This is a genomic window from Nocardia sp. IFM 10818, assembly GCF_054655275.1.
Window position 1 is genome coordinate 6322123 of record NZ_BAAHJH010000001.1, and the last position, 15661, is coordinate 6337783.

The window sequence follows — 15661 nt, forward strand, 5'->3', positions numbered from 1 at the left end:
GCGCAGTGCCTGCGGGGGGCGTCCGCGAGGACCAACGTATTCACCGCGAGCGGATGGAGGCAATCGTGTGAACCACCATGCTTGGCGCCTTCGATCCGGCTCGGAGCCGTAGCTTCACCCCGGGGGCTGCGGCCTAGTTCTTCCGCAAGGTGGCCGTGACGGCCGCGCCCGCCGGTGTGGGCGCGACGTACTCGGCGGACCCGTCCGGTCGCAGGGTGATCACCATTCGCCTGCCGTCGTCGCCGCACTCGGCGCCGCCGACCAGCCGCCCGGAGAAGGTGAGCTTGTCCGCGGTCATGGTGATGACTCGATCGACCCATTCGCAGCGCAGGCCCGAGCGCGCATCGCTGTCCAGGGTGCGGGCGATCTCCTCGCTGTTCTTGCCCGGATCGATGGTCAGCACGATGTCGTGACCGGCGGCCGTGCCCGTCCATTCGCCCAGGAAGGCCGACGGCACATTCCAGACGGCGGCCAGCGGGGTCGTATCGTCCGGCGCGATGAGCGAGGTGCCGGGCGTGGTCGGTTCGGTATCGCCCGGTTCATCCAGGGAGAGAACGGTGATCAGCGCGGCGGCGAGGACCGCGAGGGCGACGGCCAGGGCCCACCACACCCACGCCGGTGGCCGCCGGACGGTGGGCTTTCGGTGTTCCGCCAGATTCTGGCCCACGGGTCCGAGTGTAATCCGGTGCGAATGGACCGTATTCGGTTCGCTCGCCCCCTTCGCGAGCGAACCGAGGTACGGCTACAGTGACCCTAAGCTACGGCAACTTGCAGTAGCAAGTTGCAGTAGCAAGTTGCGGGGCGGTCGCGGCAGCGACCAAGATCAGCCGATCGGGCGGATGATCAGGTGATGAAGGAGAAGGGGGCGAGGGATGCCGGACCGCGAAAACGCCGACGCGGCAGGGGAAGCCGAGGCCGATCCGGTATTCGCCGATCGGCTGCGGTTCCTGTTCGAGACGGTGCATCCGCGGGGGCGCGGGCCGTACAGCCAGACCGAGATCGTGGACATGATCCGCGCCAATGGCGGCCGGATGACCACCGGGTACATGTCGCAACTGCTGTCCGGGAAGCGGCGGGCGCCGACACTGCCGACGGTGACCGATATCGCGGCCGTATTCCAGGTGCCGATCGACTATTTCGGGTCGAGCGAGGGATACGAGGAGATCCGGCGGCATATCGAATGGATTGCGGCGCTGCGGGATTCGGGAGCCGAACAGGTGGCTGCCCGCAGTTATGACCCGACCCGGGTGTTCCAGGTCGGGTTCCGGGAACTGCGGCGCGAAAACGACGGGGAGCGCTGAGGATTCAGGCCACGAGCAGGTAGGCGGCCGCGGCGAGGGCGGCGCCGAGGAAGGCGCCGACCGTCACCTGGCCCCTGGTGTGATCGCCCAGCCACACGCGTGACCAGCCGTTGACGGCGGTCAGCGGCAATGCGATCAGGAACCACGGCGAGGCGAGCAGGGCCAGCAGGACGGTGGTGCCCGCGCCGACCGCGGTGTGCACGCTCACCTTCCATTTGCCGATGACGGTGATGATGCCGATGCCCAGCAGCACGACCAGTCCGGAGACGGTCCAGGCGATCAGTTCGCGGGGTGCGCCGGCCAGGATCTCGACGATCAGGCCCGCGCCGCAGATGGCCAGAATCGCCGGGATCACCCAGCGGCGGCCGTCGATATCGGTGACATGGTGATCGCTGGCGATGCCGCGCCGGACCCCGGCCAGAATGATGATCATCGGAATGCCGCCGGTAATGGCCGCGACGAAAAGTCCCCAGCCGACCGCTCCGAGGGCGAATCCGGCAATCGTCGAGGTGACGATATTGATCACCCACGGCGCCCCGAGCTCGGTGATCACTCGCGCCGCCCGCGCTCGCAGCGGTGTGGGCGCCTGCTCCCGCTTGGTTTCCGTCACTCCGAAATCCTCCGTTGTCCCTCTCGATACTCCCTTGCCAGCAGCAGCGCCCAGCCGCGCTCCAGGCCCGCGTCGAGGGCGGCGGATCGAATGCCCGCGGCATTGAGCGCGGGCGCCTGCCGTCCGTGCAACAACCACTCCGACACCGCCGCGGCCACGTCGGACGCAGCGGCCGCCGACCCGGTGGCCGGGACCCTGTTCTCGGCCTCCATGCTCAACGCGTCCAGCAATTCGGTGATGCGGTCCTCGGCGCGTTCATCCGCGCCCGCGCCCCGCCGCGACGGCCGCCGCACCCCGGGCCAGCGGGACACCAGCTCCCGATGCATCGGGGCGATCGCCCACAGCACGCGTTTCGCGCGCACCCAGGACAGGACCGGCGACAGCATCATGCCGACGAAGATCACCAGCACGCCGAGCGCGGACACCCCGCGCGTCACATCGAATACCGCGGGCGTCGGCGTCGCATCGAAGTACCGCACCGCCACGAAATACAGCAACCGCAGCCACGCCCACACGGTCGCGGCCGCCATACCGGCCGACAGCAGGGTCAGGCTCCAGCCGGTCACACTGCGCACATCCGCGCCGCGGGCCGTGATCACCATCAGCACCGGGCACAACAGGGCCGGAAACACCGCGGCGGCAATGCCCGCCTCGGCATAACCGGGCAAATGCCCATAGGCCCGGTCGAATTCGAATCCGCCCGCCGCCTGCGGTATCGGCGGCGAACCGAGGAAGATCGCCACCGCCGCCACGGAGGCGAGCACCGCGATCACCCCGAGCACCCGCGCCCCGCGCCGCACCCGCTCCGGATCGCTGGTCACCGCCAAGGCCAGCACCCCCGAGGTGGCGGCGATCAGGTTGTACACCACCATGCGCAATCCAATGGAGAAGTTCGTCACCGGCGCGACGGCCCGCACCCCGGCCTCCACCACGGGAATGCTCAATGTCAGATGTGCCGCGACCACGGCCAGCGCCACGGTCGTGCTCCCGAGCACCCAGCTGCGCGACCACCACCACCGCCACGCACGGCCGATCACGGCGACCCACATCAGGGGCGCCAGCACCATGGCGATCACCCCAGCGCCTCACCCCAGCGCGACCGCAACCGCGGCTGTTTGCCGCCGATGCTCTGCAATCGATTCAGCAGCAGGCTCGCGAACTGCTCGGCGGCCGACTCCTCTTCTATCCCAACCGCATTCCCGCACTCGCGGCGCAGCATGAGCGCCGCCATATCGTGGATGCCCGCGGGCAGCGCATCCCGCGCCAGCTCGAGCACGGGCCGCCCCTGATGGCCCAGCAGTATATGCCCCAGCTCGTGTGCGACGGTCCGATCCCGGGTCTGCACCCAGGACGCGAAACTCACCTCGTCACGATCCCGATAGTGAATCCATTGCCCGAACACCCCCGCCGGCATCCCCGGATCCTCGATCACCCGCAACGGCCGCCCCCGCTCCCGCGCCACCGCCGCCACCAGCCCGTCCAGGCTGGTCGACTCCCCCGCCGTCGCCATGGCGAAGACACGATCGACCGCCGAATTGACCGCCGACCCGAAACTCACGCCCACATCCAACCACACCCCGACACGCCGCACCCGGCGTCAACACTCCTGGCAACACCCGGATGCCGCCGAGCCGATATGGTTTACGAGGCATCCCGTGGAAGGGCTCGGGGATGCGCGACACCGAGGGGAGCGGTACGTGTCGGAGGTACAACTGTCGAGTGTGCAGCAATCGGCTGTGCAGCAGCAGGATTCGCAACAGCAGCAAGCGCAGCCGAGTGCGCGACCGGACGACGACCTCGGGAACGCCGAGCTGCCCGTGGCGCCGCTGACCCGCCGGGAGCGGATCGTGGCGCTCATGCTCGGCACCACATCCGGAACCACCGGCATTGTCGCCGTGTTCGTATCCGGCAACCAAGCGGGCACGGCCGCGCTGTTTCTGATCTCAACGGTGTTGCTGCTCATGGGAATTCAAGGCACACCGCTGACCCGGGTCGGCTCCGGCGTGCACAGCGCGGAGTTCGCGCGCCGCCGCTGGGCCCGCGCCCTACTGGAGGTGGCGGACCGCGAGCAGGATCCCAAGGTGGCCGCGGGCGTGGTGCGGGCCGCCGAGGTCATCGCCCGGCGCCCGCAGCACTCGGCTCGTATTACTCGGTAACCGTCAGCGGTTGCACGGCGCCGTCGAGCACCGCCAGCGTCGGCTGCCGGGTCCAGTAGACGGTGCCGTGCTCGAATCGCTGGTACACGCCTGTCTCGCAGGGGATTTCATCGCCTTCGGCCCAGCCGAGCGGACCGTTCTCGAAGCCCGAGCGGTTCCAGCATTCGCGGACCGCGCCGCGCAGGACGTAGGCGGGTCCGCCGTGGCGGCGGTAGATGGCGCCGTGCTGGAAGCCCTGGACCACGCCCTGTTCGGCGCCGGCGGCATCCACCAGCACGGTGTGATCGTTCACCGGATAGCCCAATTCGCCTGCCTCGTGCTTCATTTCGGCGAACTTGTCCCACAGCGAGGCCGGGACGGGGTGGGCTTCGGTGCGCGGGTGCCAGTAGACGTAGCCGTGCTCGAATTCGGCGTAGCGGCCCTCGCCGTCGGGGCAGGTGTTCTCGCCCCGGGTGATTCGGTTGCCGAGCCAGGGGGTCTGCGCCGCCTTCTCGTCGATCATGTTGCGCGCCGGTTCGTCTCCGGCGGCGAACTCGGCGACGAAGTCGGCGAAGACGTCCCAGGGGAAATTCGGGCCCACGTCCCAGTGGGTGCCGAAGCCGAGAACCCGGGTCACGTAGTTGTGGTCGGAAATGCCGTCGCGGCGGGTGTAGGGCGGGGCGATGACGAACGGCTCGAAGCCGCAGTCGCGGGCATCGCGGACGGCGATCCAGGCCGCGATGCGCAGGTCGGACTCGCGTTCGAGCCATTGCTCGCGGCTCTCCCTCCCGGGTGCGGCCGACCACGCCGTCCTCGATGGCCCACGCGCACACCCGGGAATGCCCGTAGATGCCGGTCCACTCCCGCCCGATGGCATCGTTCACGCCCCGGAAGAAGTGCACCGCCGTGTCGTTCCAGTCGTCGAGGCACAGTAGCCGCGAGCGAGCCGAATACCGAGATCCGCGCGAAACAACGGGCCGCAGAAAAACAAGGACCGGCAACCGATCTCACAGTTCGGCGAATTCCCAGTTTCCACCGCCCGTTTCGCCGCACCATTGACTGATGCGCACCTCCGACACCGTTCTGATGCCCCGGCTCATCCTGTCTCGCGCGGCGGCGGCCGGTATCGACCCGACTCGGCTGGCGCGCGAGGCCGGTATGCCCTCCTGGCTGCTGGCCGACAAGAAGGCCCGGGTGCCGAGCGACTACTACCCGAAACTGTGGGAGCTGCTCGAACACGCCACAGGCGACCCGAATTCGACGCTGCGCGTGGTGGGCGGCTATCGCGTCGGCGAACTCGGCCTGTTCGACTACCTGATCTCCACCGCCGACACCCTCGGCGAGGGCCTGGAGGTGGTCGGCCCCTATGTCGGCTCCGTGAGCTCCAACTTCCGCATGGATCCGGGCGAGCAGACCGAGACCGAGTCCACCTTCAACCTCTACATGATCAATGCCGAGGGCCGCGGCCGCGAGCTGAGCATCCAGTCCTCGCTGGGCATTCTGGTCTCGCGCATCCGCCAGATGACCGGCCGCCCCGTCGATCCGGTGCGGGTGGCCTTCACCCAGCGGGCCCCGGCCAAGCACGACGCCTTCACCGAGCATTTCGGCACGGCCACAATCGATTTCGGCGCACCCGTCGACAGCATGACCTACCGCCTGGCCGATTTCGAGCTGCCGCACGTCACCGCGGACCCCATGCTGGCGGCGGTGCTGCGCCGCTACGCCGCCGCCATGCCCCCGCCCCCGCCGCGCGCCACCGAATGGCCGGACCGGGTGGCGGGCGTGCTCGAGCAGATCATCGACGACGGCGAACCGGCCCTCGACCAGGTGGCGCGCCGGCTGTTCACCAGTTCGCGCACCCTGCAGCGCCGCCTGGCCGAATCCGGCACCTCCTGGAAGCTGGAAGTGGAGCGCGCCCGCAAACGCCACCTCGAACAACCCGCACCGGCCGGCGTCGTCCGGCTCGGGACGCCACGGTGAGGTAGCCCGTGAACGAGACAGCGGAGCCGGCCGACAGCATTCTCATGCCCCGATTCGTGCTCGCGCGCGCGGCGCAGGCGGGACTCGACCCCGACCGGCTCGCCCGCCGCGCCGGCGTACCCAACTGGCGCGACGGCGGGGAGGCCACCCGGGTATCGCACCGGCACTGCCCCAGGCTCTGGGAACTGGCCGAGGAGGAATCGAACGATCCCGGCCTCGCCCTGCGCTGCGCCGATGAGAGCACCGTGGGCGAACTGGGCGTGCTCGAATACCTGTTCCTCTCCGCACCCACCCTCGGCGAGGCCCTGACCGCCGTCATCGAGCATTCGGGCTGCCTGACCACCAGCTACAGCATGCGGCTCGGCGATCGCACCGACCAGGAGGTGGTCCTGGAACTCGCCGCGGCCGCCGACGACGGCCGCGGCCGCGAACTGCTCATGCACGCCGCCTTCGCGCTGCTGCTCGGCCGCGCCCGCTGGGCCACCCGCTACCCGGTGGTCCCGACCAGGGTCGCCTTCCGCCAATCCGCGCCCGCCGAGATCGATGCGTTCGTCGAGTTCTTCGGTACCGCCACCATCGATTTCGCGCAATCGGCCGACAGCCTCACGCTGCGGGCCGAGGATCTGGCGCTGCCGATGAAGACCGCGGACCCGGACCTGGCCGGGGTGCTGCGCGGCTACGCGGCGACCCTGCCCGCCACCCCGGATCTGACCGTGTCCTGGATCGACCGGCTCGCCCTCGTGCTGGATACGAGCCTGGCGAACGGCACCGCGACCCTGGAGTCCGTCGCCCGGCAACTGCACACCTCCCCGCGGTCTCTGCAACGCCGTCTCACCGATTCCGGAACCAGCTGGCGGCACGAACTCGACCGCGCCCGCCTGCGCCGTTTCGAGCAAGCCGCCCACCTTCCCCGCACCCGGCAAGCGGAACTGCTCGGCTATGCCGATCCGGCCAGCCTCCGCCGGGCCGTGGCGCGCTGGCAACGCCCTGATCCTGGCTGACGACTAGGCAATCCGGCTACCTGGTAGCAGCATTTTGGCGCGGTAGCTGTCCAGTTGGCGTGTTCTGCACTCCCGGTCGCGCGGCGCCGCAAAGAAACTGGACGGAAACGCCTGCGTCGCCACGCGCCGCGCGAGCAGGCGTTCGAGATGCGTGGCCGTGGCCGACGACGTCCGCGGCCACGCATTGCTTCGGTGCGCCTCGTCCGGCCAGGTAGTCGATTGGAGCCGTCCCATGCCCCACACCGCAGAAACCGCCACCGCCTACGTCATCACCGCCCTGGAGGCGCGCGGCACCGCGACCCGCGAGGATTTCGATATCCCGGCGATCGTCACCGTCACCCATACGCTCACCGACACCTGGGATTTCCACAGCGTCGACCGATCCCTGTTCTGGAACGTCGCGGCCACCTTCATCAAGACATAGCGGTCGCGGCTACGCCGGAACCCGCTCGGTGAGCGGCCGGCCGGTCAGCACCCGCCCGGCGACGCCGAGCAGACTGCGGTAGCCCCGCAGCGCGCGTCCCGAGAAGCCCACGGACCACACGGTTTTCGGCCCGTCGGGCGCCAGGGGCTTGCCTTCCAGGCGATCGGCCAGCCAGTCCACCACGATCGGCAGCGCGATCACCGCCAGGGTCACATGCCCGCTGAGCCGGTCGCGAATGTATTGCACCGGAGTGCCTTCCGCGCGATACCGCCACACCTGCTCGTCCATGTCCTCGACGCGGACGACGATGTCATTGGTGGCCTGCACCACCAGCATGGGGAAGGCCGGCGCCTTGCTGACCGGCTTCAGCTCCTCGAAGACCGAACGGAACTGCGGGCGCGTCATCAGCTCGGCGACCTCGACATCGGTGTGCCTGCCGATATCGCGGCCGATGCTGCGAAAGAGGATGGGGAAGATGGTGTTCGCTTCCGCATGCGACATCAGGTCGAGGAAGGTCCGGTCGAAGTGGGTGCGCACGGCCCGGTCCAGATCCGGGTAGGCGCGGCAGAGGGCGGCGAGGACCAGCGGGATGAGCCCGGACAGCACGGTACCGTTGAGCTTCGAGAACGCGCTCTGCGGATCGCCGACCGGTGAGCCCGCGGAGGCGCCGACGATATCGATCTCGGGGGCGTATTCGGCGGCCATTTCCGCCGCCCAGGTGGTGGCCAGGCCGCCGCCGGAGTAACCCCAGAGCGCGACGGGGGTTTTCGCCTCCAGGCCCAGCGGTTCGAAGGACAGGGCCGCGCGAATTCCGTCCAGAATGCGATGCCCGGGTTCGCGGGGAACGCCGAAATGCCCGTCGCTGCCGACATGATCCGGAATCGACAGCGTCCAGCCGCGGGTGAGCGCATTGGCGAACAGGAATATCTCGAACTGCGGGAAGGAGCCGAACGCGCTGGCGCCGTGGCGCAGGTTGTAGGACGGCAGCCCGCGGTCGACGACCACATCGATGGCGCACTGATAGGACACCAGCGGGCGGGGCTTGGCCGGGTCGGCGTTCCACGGCCGCAGCACCGTGGTCACCACGGCCTCCGGCTCGCCGTTCAAATCGTTGCTGCGGTAGAGCAATTGCCATGCGCTGACCTGCTGCGGGATCACGCCGAGCAGGCCGAGTTCGACCCGCCGGAACCTGATGATCTCGCCCGGCGCGTAGGACGCCAGCTCCGGCGGGGCCTGGTAGAACGGATCCTCCCCCGGCAACAGCGGGCCGCCGGCCGTCGGTTCGCTCTCGACGGCCAGGCGCAGCGGCACCACGTCCGCGGATACGGCATCCGAAGGTTCCTCGAGATCAACAGTCATGGAAACGCCCCTCCTGCTTCATTCAACGATGAACTGATTCAAGACGGTAACAATCTCGGTGATCGAGACTTCGAGTTTCGAATGCGCACGAGCACAGGTCATTCGGCGCAGCAACCCGGCATGCACCCCGCTGGAATGCCGGGTTCGCACATGACGCGAACCTTGCGCAATCACGCTCGCTAGGGGGCGCGTAGGGGTCGACGCAGAATGTAAACCGTTGTGCGCCAAGGAATTACGGAACTACCGTAATTCGTCATGGCCGTTCCGACGCACCCGTTCGAATCGCTACCCCCCACCGCTCGCTTCGATATCGGGCCGGAGTTGTACGAGCGCGTACACCTATTGCCCGACATACCGATTCGCATGCGCGACGGCGTCGCGCTCTCCGCGGATCTGACCCGCCCCGCCGACGGGACGGGGCCGATAACCGAGCCGATGCCGGTCGTCGTCAGCTTCACGCCCTACAACAAAAGGTTCTTCCGCGCCCTCGGCGGGCCCCGGGTCCGGGCCTTCGGCCGCTGGATCGGGCCCTCCGACCGGCGTCGCTTCACCGGCCGCGACGCACTGCACACCCTCGCGGGCGGCGTATTCGACGTGCTCGGGGTGAGCCGGACGCTGGTCACGCGCGGCTACGCCTACCTCATGGTCGACGTCCGCGGCACCGGAACCTCCGCCGGCCGCTGGGACTTCTTCGGCGAGGACGAGCAACTCGACTATCTGGAGGTGCTGCGCTGGGCGCGGGAACAGCCCTGGTGCAATGGGCAGATCGCGCTGACCGGCATCTCCTACAACGCCATCGCGGCCCTGCTCGCCGCGGGGCGGGAACCGGATGGGCTCGAAGCGATCTTCGCGGTCGAGGCCGGGGAGAATCCGATTCGCGAGCTGGGCTTGACCGGCGGCGTGCCGACACCCGGGCTGGGCGTATGGCTGGTGGGCGTGAACACCGTCAAGTGGATGCCGTCCATCGGCGGGCTGCTGGCCTCCGGGGCGGCCTGGGAATTCCTGCGCGACCGGCTCGCCGACCCGGTCAGCTGGCTGTTCCGCTCGCTGGGCATCGCCCTGGCCGAACGGCACGACGACGCGTATCTCAATGACAACTGGAACGCCAAGCTCGCGGAATTGGAGAAGATCAAGGTCCCGACCTGGCTGCACGGCAGCTGGCACGATGTCTACGCGCGGTCCAATTTCCGCATGTACAACCGCATTTCGACCGATCCCGGCGCCAAGCAGCTGGTGGTGGACGACGGCTATCATCTGACCCCCGGCTCCGGGCTCGGGGCCGCCGACGCGCCGCAGGCGCTGGATGAGCTGCAGTGCGCGTGGTTCGACCGCTGGGTCAAGGGGATCGACAATGGGATCGACCGCTACGGCCCGATCACGCTGCGGCAGTTGGGCGGTGGCTGGGTCGCACGCGCGAGCTATCCGGCGTCGACCGCGCGCCCGCACCGGCTCTATCTGCATCCGAGCGCACCGGAATCCGCCGGGCTGGCCCCCGAACCGCCCACCGTCGAGCAGCGTTCGACCCTGCCCCGGACCTTGCCCAGCCTGGCCTCGAGCAATACCGCCGTCATCTCCATGGGTCTGTCCACTCTGCTGGGCAGGCGATTCGGCTCCGACGACCGCTGGGCCGAGGCCGCCGCGCTCACCTTCACGACCGCGCCGTTCGACACCGATGTCGTGCTCTCCGGCCCGATGAACCTGCACCTGTGGGCCGAAGCCGCCGGCACCGAGGCGTTCTGGTCGGTCACGGTCACCGATGTCGGTCCCGACGGCGCGTCGGCGGCCATATCGCGGGGTGCGCTGCTGTCCTCGCTGCGCGCCGTCGACGCGGACCGGAGTGGTTACGTCGACGGCGAATTGGTGGCTCCGGAACACCCGATGACGGCCGAGTCGGTGCTGCCCGTGACACCGGGCGAACCGTTCGCCATCGATATCGATCTCCATGCCACCGAGGCGATCCTGTACGCGGGCCACCGGCTGCGGGTGGCCGTCAGCGGGTCCGGCTTCCCGCGCCATCTGCTGAGCCTGCCGCAGCTGCGGAAGGTCAAGGGCCAGACCGTCATTCTGGCCCCCGACCGGCCCAGCTACCTGACCTTCACCGCCGACGGGCTCTGAATCGCCTGGAAGGCGAGGTATCCCGGCTCGGCCGGATCCAGCACGATGCTCTGGCCGAGGATCTCGCGCTGCTTCCAGCGCGGAATCAGATGCCGCGGGAAGCTGGTGCGGCTCACCGCGATCCGCAGCCGATGGCCGGGGCGCAGCAGCGCCTCGGTCGGGTTGATCTCGATATCCAGGTCGAAAGGCTCGCCCGGCCGCACCGGCTGCATCGAGTCCGCGGTCAGCGGGTGGCTGGCGAACAGCAGCTCACCGTCGACGTAATAGCTGGACTCGGGATCGGTGTAGCGCAGCGAGGACAGCAGCGCCCCGCGGGTGATCGGGACCGAGAGGCCATCGGGATACACATCGCAGACGGTGACCGACCAGAAGGCGTCGGTGCCGTCGGCGACGGCGCGCAGGTGCAGGTTCATGGGACCGGTGAGCGTCAGCTCGCCGTCCATCGGCGCACTGGTGAAGGTGACGGCGGTGGCCTCGCTGCGGCGATCGTCATTGCCGTGATCGGGGCCGAACAGCAGGGTTATGCCCATGCTCATGACGGCGCTGTTGCCCGAGGCCGCGCTGACCCGGCCGACCGGAACCCGCAGGTGCTCGCGGCTGCCGTCCGGGGTCGGCGAGAGTCCCGCGTCGATGGCGGCATGCGGTGCGGTGCCGGTGTTCTCGGCGGTCAGGTAGAGCCTGCGGACCTGTGCGACGGGATCCGGGAAGCGCTCCCGCTGCACCCAGCGGCCGTCGCCCTGACGGCGCACCGTGACGGGGCCGTACCGGTCGATGCCATTGTCGATGCCCTTGACCCAGCGGTCGAAGAAGGCGCACTGCAATTCGTCGAGGGCCTGCGGATTGCCCGGATCACCGAAACCGGCGCCCGGGGTCAGGTGGTAGGAGTCGTCGACCAGGATCTGTTTCGCGCCGGCGGGCACTGGAATGCGCTCGTACATCCGGAAATTGGAGCGGTTGTAGACGTCGTGCCAGCCGCCGTGAATCCAGGTGGGCGCGTCGATCTGTTCGAGCTGCGGTATTTTCGCCGCCCACATCGCATTGAGATAGCCGTCGGGGGAATCGGCGAGGCCGATGCGCGCCGCGCGTCCCAGCCAGCCGGAGCGGGCGGTCATGCGGTGGCGCAGGAACTCTCGCGTGAGCCCCTCGCGCACGAGCCCCGGCAGCGCCGGAACCATCTTGCCGCTGTTGACCGCCAGGATCCACAGCAGCATGCCCGGTGTGGGCACCCCGCCGGTGAGACCGAGTTCGCGCGGCGGGTTCTCCCCTGCCTCGATGGCGAAGACCGCCTTGAGGCCCTCCGGCCGCTGGGCCGCGGCGTGCAGCGCCGAGATGGCGCCGTAGGACAGGCCCATCACCGCGATATCGCCATTGCACCAGGGCTGTTCGCGCACCCAGCGCAGCACCTCGACATAGTCGAGCTGCTCGCGCGGGCTGAAGAAATCCCAGGCGCCCAGGGATGTTCCGGTGCCGCGCACATCGACCATCAGGCCGACATAGCCGCGCGAGACCGCGGTGCGATTGATGGCGAACGGCTCCAGCACGCCGCCCGCGGGGGTGCGCAACACATCTCGCGCGGTCATCCGGGTGCGATCCGAGGCCCGCACCCGGCCCGCCAGCCAGCGCAGCGCGGTGTTCGCCCGCATGGTGTGGCGATTGAACATCTTGTTGTAGGGCGTGAAATTCACAATGGCGGGCAGCGGTTCGGCCGTCGCTCCACGCGCGTCGCCCGGCCGCAGGATATCCGCGGAGAGCAGCACCCCGTCCGACATGCGAATCGGAACCGTATTGTGCGCGAACAGCTTCGGGTATCTGACCGGGCCGATATCGAATCGGGTATCCGGCGGCGCCTGCAGCTCGCGCGGAACGGCGGTGGACAGGGGTTCGGTCATCGCGAGTCCTTCGTCGACGTCGGTGTCGATGTGGAGCGCCGGGTCGGACGACCCGTTCTCCCGTCCCTAGGATAAATAGTCTGAGACAGTTTCCAAAGGGGTCGCGATCCAGTGCCCTGACACGCGACTGCGTGCGTCGGCGGAATCAGTCGTTGGCGGAGCCGGTGTTTCGGACCGGCTCCGCCCGGGTGTCTCAGGCGCGCCGATCCACCGCGGCCCAGGCGGCCAGCGCGACCACGCTCGACACGACCGCGACCGACGGCCACGCGCCGATCTTCTTGGCCAGCGGATGCGAGGCGCCCATGGCCCCGATCGACACGCCGGTCAGCGCCGCCGCGCCGCCCGCGCCGACCGTCTTGTACCACTGCGGCACGGCGGCGAGGGTGCCCGCCGCGAATACCGCACCGCCCAGCTGCCGCTTCTTCGTCGCCTGAGCAAGCGCGAAGCCACCGGTGAGACCACCGGCGACCAGTGCAGACGTGGGAATACGAGCCATCTTCACAACCTCCAGCACAGATCCAACAACTCTCTCGACCATAGCCCCGGCGCGCCGACGTCCTGATTCGGCCTACTACACGAGCCCGTAGACGACCGAAAATCGTTGGACCACCGCCCGGTATGTCCGCATGATCGTCGGATGACCTCGACTCCCCAGGAACGCCTCAGGCTGGTCGGCCGCGAGCAGCCGGCCGCCGCCCACGAGGCGCTGTCGTGGGTGATGAACATCGACGATGCCGACACGCCCCGCGACATCATCGACGCGCTCGGCCTCGCACCGTTTCTCAGTGGTGAACAACCGCACGCGGTGACGAAGGAACTCGAGCACGTGAAGCCGGACGCGCCGCTGCTGCCCGCCGGCGCGCTCGTGCTGCGCACCAGCGAGGACGAGGGCACCCGGACGGTCCTGTCCACCGGCGACGGCTGGACGCTACGCGTGGACCGCCGCACCAGCGGCAATGCCGTGCTGCACATCAGCGCCACCACCGAGGCCCTCGCCCGCGAGATCCTCGACGCCTGCACCGCCGATGCCACGGTGGCGCCCGAACCCGACGAGAGCCACGTCTCGATGGGCTTCTGGCACTACGGATCCCACGGCCCGCAGCGCCGCGAGCGCACCATCACCGCCGCCGCCTGGTCCGAGGTCGAACAGAACTACGCCACCGCCGTCGGCGAGGCCATCGGGAAACTCATGGCCACGCGCGCCGACAGCGTCTCCGGCCGCCTGCTCCTGCTGCACGGGCCGCCCGGCACCGGCAAGACCTCCGCGCTGCGCGCCCTGGCGCGAGAGTGGACCGACTGGTGCCAGGTCGACTGCGTGCTCGATCCGGAGGTCCTGTTCTCCACACCCGGCTACCTCATGGAGGTGGCCATGGGCGTGGACACCTACGACGAGGCCAAGCGCCGCTGGCGGCTGCTGGTGCTGGAGGACTGCGACGAGCTGATTCGCGGCTCCGCCAAAGAGTCCACCGGACAGGGCCTTTCGCGCCTGCTGAATCTGACCGACGGCATGCTCGGGCAGGGCCGGGACGTGCTGGTCGCCATCACCACCAACGAGCACCTCTCCCGCCTGCACCCCGCCGTCATCCGGCCCGGCCGCTGCCTGGCCCAGCTCGAGGTGGGACCGCTCTCCCCCGCCGAGGCCGCCACCTGGCTCACCCGCGAACTCGACGACCGCCCGCACCCGGCGATAGGGCCCGACGGCATGACGCTGGCCGAGCTGATCGAAGCGCGAGACAACCGCTCGCGCATTCACTCCGAGCCCGCTCCCGACCTCACCGGTTCCGCCGGCTACCTGTAGCCCGCGAGGCGACCGAACATGCAGACAGCAACTCTCCCGACCTCGTGCGACAGCCTCTCCCGTCATCCCGGCGCGCTTCTGGCCGGGATCTCCTACGACGCGGTGGATTCCGGCCAAGAACGCGCCGGAATGACGAGGGGATGTTCGACCGGGCAGTTCGGCCGCGTGGTCAGGGGACGAGGGGCCGGACCTTTTCGGCGACGAAGCGGACGAAGCCGGCCGGATCTGGCTCGTCGGAGGTGGGTTCGAGGATGACGCTGGTGGCGCCCGCCTCGGTCCAGCGGACGATGGCGTCCGCAATGGCCCGGGCGTCGCCCGCTACGCCGGATTCGTCGGTGTAGTTGTTTCTGCGGCGGTCGGCGGCGACACGGTCGGCGGCATCGGGGCCCGTGGCCGCGAGCAGGTAGACGACGACCGGATACGGCTGGGCGGCAGCGCTTTCGGGGCGGGCGGCGCGCAGGGCGGCAACGGCGGCGCGAATACGGTCCGGTGGGTTGCCGCTGGTCAGAATGACGCCGTCGGCGGCCGCGCCGACCAGGCTCAGGGTGCGCGGGCCGCCTGCGGCGGAAAGGATCGCGGGGGCGCTGGCGGGCGGGTAGTCCAGGGCGACATCGTCGAGCTGAATGTAGCGGCCCTTCACGGTGATCCGGTCACCGGCGAGCAATCCGCGCAGGGCGTCGAGGTATTCGCGGAGCAGCGTCAGCGGTGAGGCGGCGCGCACGCCCGCCTGGCCCATCCAGTCCAGGACGCCGTGGCCCACGCCCCAGATACCGCGGCCGGGGAACATCCGTTCCAGCGTGGCGATTTCCATGGCGGTCAGCGCGACATTGCGCAGCGGCACCGGGAGCACGCCGACCCCGACGCGCATCCGCTCGCTCCACGCGAGGGCCGCGGCGGCGCTCGCGATTCCGCCTTCCTGGAAGCAGTCCTCCCACAGCCACAACTCCTCGAGCCCCGAATCCTCGGCCGCGCGAACAACTTCGCGCATGCGCTCCGGCGGATTCTCGGGACGGAACACGGCACCCAGCGTCGTCATGCTCCATGCCTAC

Annotated in this window: 16 protein-coding genes; 7 read left to right on the plus strand and 9 right to left on the minus strand. The window is 69.2% G+C overall.

Annotated elements, in window-relative coordinates; genetic code table 11:
* Positions 1 to 133: 133 nt before the first annotated feature.
* Entirely contained in the window at positions 134 to 667 is a 534-nt protein-coding gene (locus tag ACYQ5L_RS29445) for a hypothetical protein (RefSeq protein ID WP_459961485.1), read from the minus strand.
* Positions 668 to 872: 205 nt separating this feature from the next.
* Here ACYQ5L_RS29445 and ACYQ5L_RS29450 point away from each other — a divergent pair, with 205 nt between their 5' ends.
* A complete protein-coding gene (locus ACYQ5L_RS29450) occupies positions 873 to 1301 on the plus strand; it encodes a helix-turn-helix domain-containing protein (RefSeq protein ID WP_459961486.1) in 429 nt (142 codons plus the stop codon).
* A gap of 4 nt (positions 1302 to 1305) precedes the next feature.
* Here ACYQ5L_RS29450 and ACYQ5L_RS29455 read toward each other — a convergent pair whose 3' ends face one another.
* Genes ACYQ5L_RS29455 through ACYQ5L_RS29465 form a run of 3 tightly spaced genes read right to left on the minus strand, consistent with a single transcriptional unit; the run spans position 1306 to position 3469 of the window.
* Positions 1306 to 1911: a hypothetical protein gene (locus ACYQ5L_RS29455; protein WP_459961487.1), complete on the minus strand. Its 606-nt coding sequence runs from the start codon at positions 1909 to 1911 to the stop codon at positions 1306 to 1308.
* Positions 1908 to 2978, minus strand: a complete 1071-nt coding sequence (locus tag ACYQ5L_RS29460; protein WP_459961488.1) for a hypothetical protein — start codon at positions 2976 to 2978, stop codon at positions 1908 to 1910. Before ACYQ5L_RS29460 ends, ACYQ5L_RS29455 begins: the two co-directional genes overlap by 4 nt.
* Positions 2979 to 2983: 5 nt before the next feature.
* Positions 2984 to 3469, minus strand: a complete 486-nt coding sequence (locus ACYQ5L_RS29465; RefSeq protein WP_459961489.1) for a M78 family metallopeptidase domain-containing protein — start codon at positions 3467 to 3469, stop codon at positions 2984 to 2986.
* A 139-nt stretch (positions 3470 to 3608) separates the two neighbouring features.
* Here ACYQ5L_RS29465 and ACYQ5L_RS29470 point away from each other — a divergent pair, with 139 nt between their 5' ends.
* Entirely contained in the window at positions 3609 to 4067 is a 459-nt protein-coding gene (locus ACYQ5L_RS29470; protein ID WP_459961490.1) for a hypothetical protein, read from the plus strand.
* On the opposite strand, the gene ACYQ5L_RS29475 is transcribed toward ACYQ5L_RS29470, so the two are convergent.
* Positions 4057 to 4923 (minus strand): LGFP repeat-containing protein, encoded by an 867-nt coding sequence (locus ACYQ5L_RS29475; RefSeq protein WP_459961491.1) that lies wholly within the window; start codon positions 4921 to 4923, stop codon positions 4057 to 4059. The genes ACYQ5L_RS29470 and ACYQ5L_RS29475 overlap by 11 nt on opposite strands.
* A 185-nt stretch (positions 4924 to 5108) precedes the next feature.
* Between ACYQ5L_RS29475 and ACYQ5L_RS29480 the strand changes: the two genes are divergently transcribed.
* The 3 genes from ACYQ5L_RS29480 to ACYQ5L_RS29490 all read left to right on the plus strand — a co-directional run bounded on the left by ACYQ5L_RS29480 (position 5109) and on the right by ACYQ5L_RS29490 (position 7451).
* Positions 5109 to 6026 carry an AraC family transcriptional regulator ligand-binding domain-containing protein gene (locus tag ACYQ5L_RS29480; RefSeq protein ID WP_459961492.1) on the plus strand — a complete coding sequence of 306 codons (918 nt, stop codon included), beginning with the start codon at positions 5109 to 5111 and terminating at the stop codon, positions 6024 to 6026.
* 8 nt (positions 6027 to 6034) lie between these two features.
* Positions 6035 to 7027 carry an AraC family transcriptional regulator gene (locus tag ACYQ5L_RS29485; RefSeq protein ID WP_459961493.1) on the plus strand — a complete coding sequence of 331 codons (993 nt, stop codon included), beginning with the start codon at positions 6035 to 6037 and terminating at the stop codon, positions 7025 to 7027.
* Positions 7028 to 7259: 232 nt separating this feature from the next.
* Entirely contained in the window at positions 7260 to 7451 is a 192-nt protein-coding gene (locus tag ACYQ5L_RS29490) for a hypothetical protein (protein ID WP_459961494.1), read from the plus strand.
* 9 nt (positions 7452 to 7460) lie between these two features.
* Here ACYQ5L_RS29490 and ACYQ5L_RS29495 read toward each other — a convergent pair whose 3' ends face one another.
* On the minus strand, positions 7461 to 8810 hold the full coding sequence (locus ACYQ5L_RS29495; RefSeq protein WP_459961495.1) for a lipase family protein: 1350 nt from the start codon (positions 8808 to 8810) through the stop codon (positions 7461 to 7463).
* A gap of 255 nt (positions 8811 to 9065) precedes the next feature.
* Between ACYQ5L_RS29495 and ACYQ5L_RS29500 the strand changes: the two genes are divergently transcribed.
* The gene (locus tag ACYQ5L_RS29500) at positions 9066 to 10925 is read left to right on the plus strand and encodes a CocE/NonD family hydrolase (protein ID WP_459961496.1); all 1860 of its coding nucleotides are present in this window, start codon (positions 9066 to 9068) and stop codon (positions 10923 to 10925) included.
* On the opposite strand, the gene ACYQ5L_RS29505 is transcribed toward ACYQ5L_RS29500, so the two are convergent.
* On the minus strand, positions 10895 to 12814 hold the full coding sequence (locus ACYQ5L_RS29505) for a CocE/NonD family hydrolase (RefSeq protein ID WP_459961497.1): 1920 nt from the start codon (positions 12812 to 12814) through the stop codon (positions 10895 to 10897). The genes ACYQ5L_RS29500 and ACYQ5L_RS29505 overlap by 31 nt on opposite strands.
* 193 nt (positions 12815 to 13007) lie before the next feature.
* Positions 13008 to 13310 carry a hypothetical protein gene (locus ACYQ5L_RS29510; protein WP_379198703.1) on the minus strand — a complete coding sequence of 101 codons (303 nt, stop codon included), beginning with the start codon at positions 13308 to 13310 and terminating at the stop codon, positions 13008 to 13010.
* 141 nt (positions 13311 to 13451) lie between these two features.
* On the opposite strand from ACYQ5L_RS29510, the gene ACYQ5L_RS29515 reads away from it, so the two are divergent.
* The gene (locus tag ACYQ5L_RS29515; RefSeq protein WP_459961498.1) at positions 13452 to 14612 is read left to right on the plus strand and encodes a DUF5925 domain-containing protein; all 1161 of its coding nucleotides are present in this window, start codon (positions 13452 to 13454) and stop codon (positions 14610 to 14612) included.
* Between the two features lie 169 nt (positions 14613 to 14781).
* Here the strand turns inward: ACYQ5L_RS29515 and ACYQ5L_RS29520 are convergent, their stop codons facing one another.
* Positions 14782 to 15648: an LLM class flavin-dependent oxidoreductase gene (locus tag ACYQ5L_RS29520; protein ID WP_459961499.1), complete on the minus strand. Its 867-nt coding sequence runs from the start codon at positions 15646 to 15648 to the stop codon at positions 14782 to 14784.
* Between the last annotated feature and the right edge of the window lie 13 nt (positions 15649 to 15661).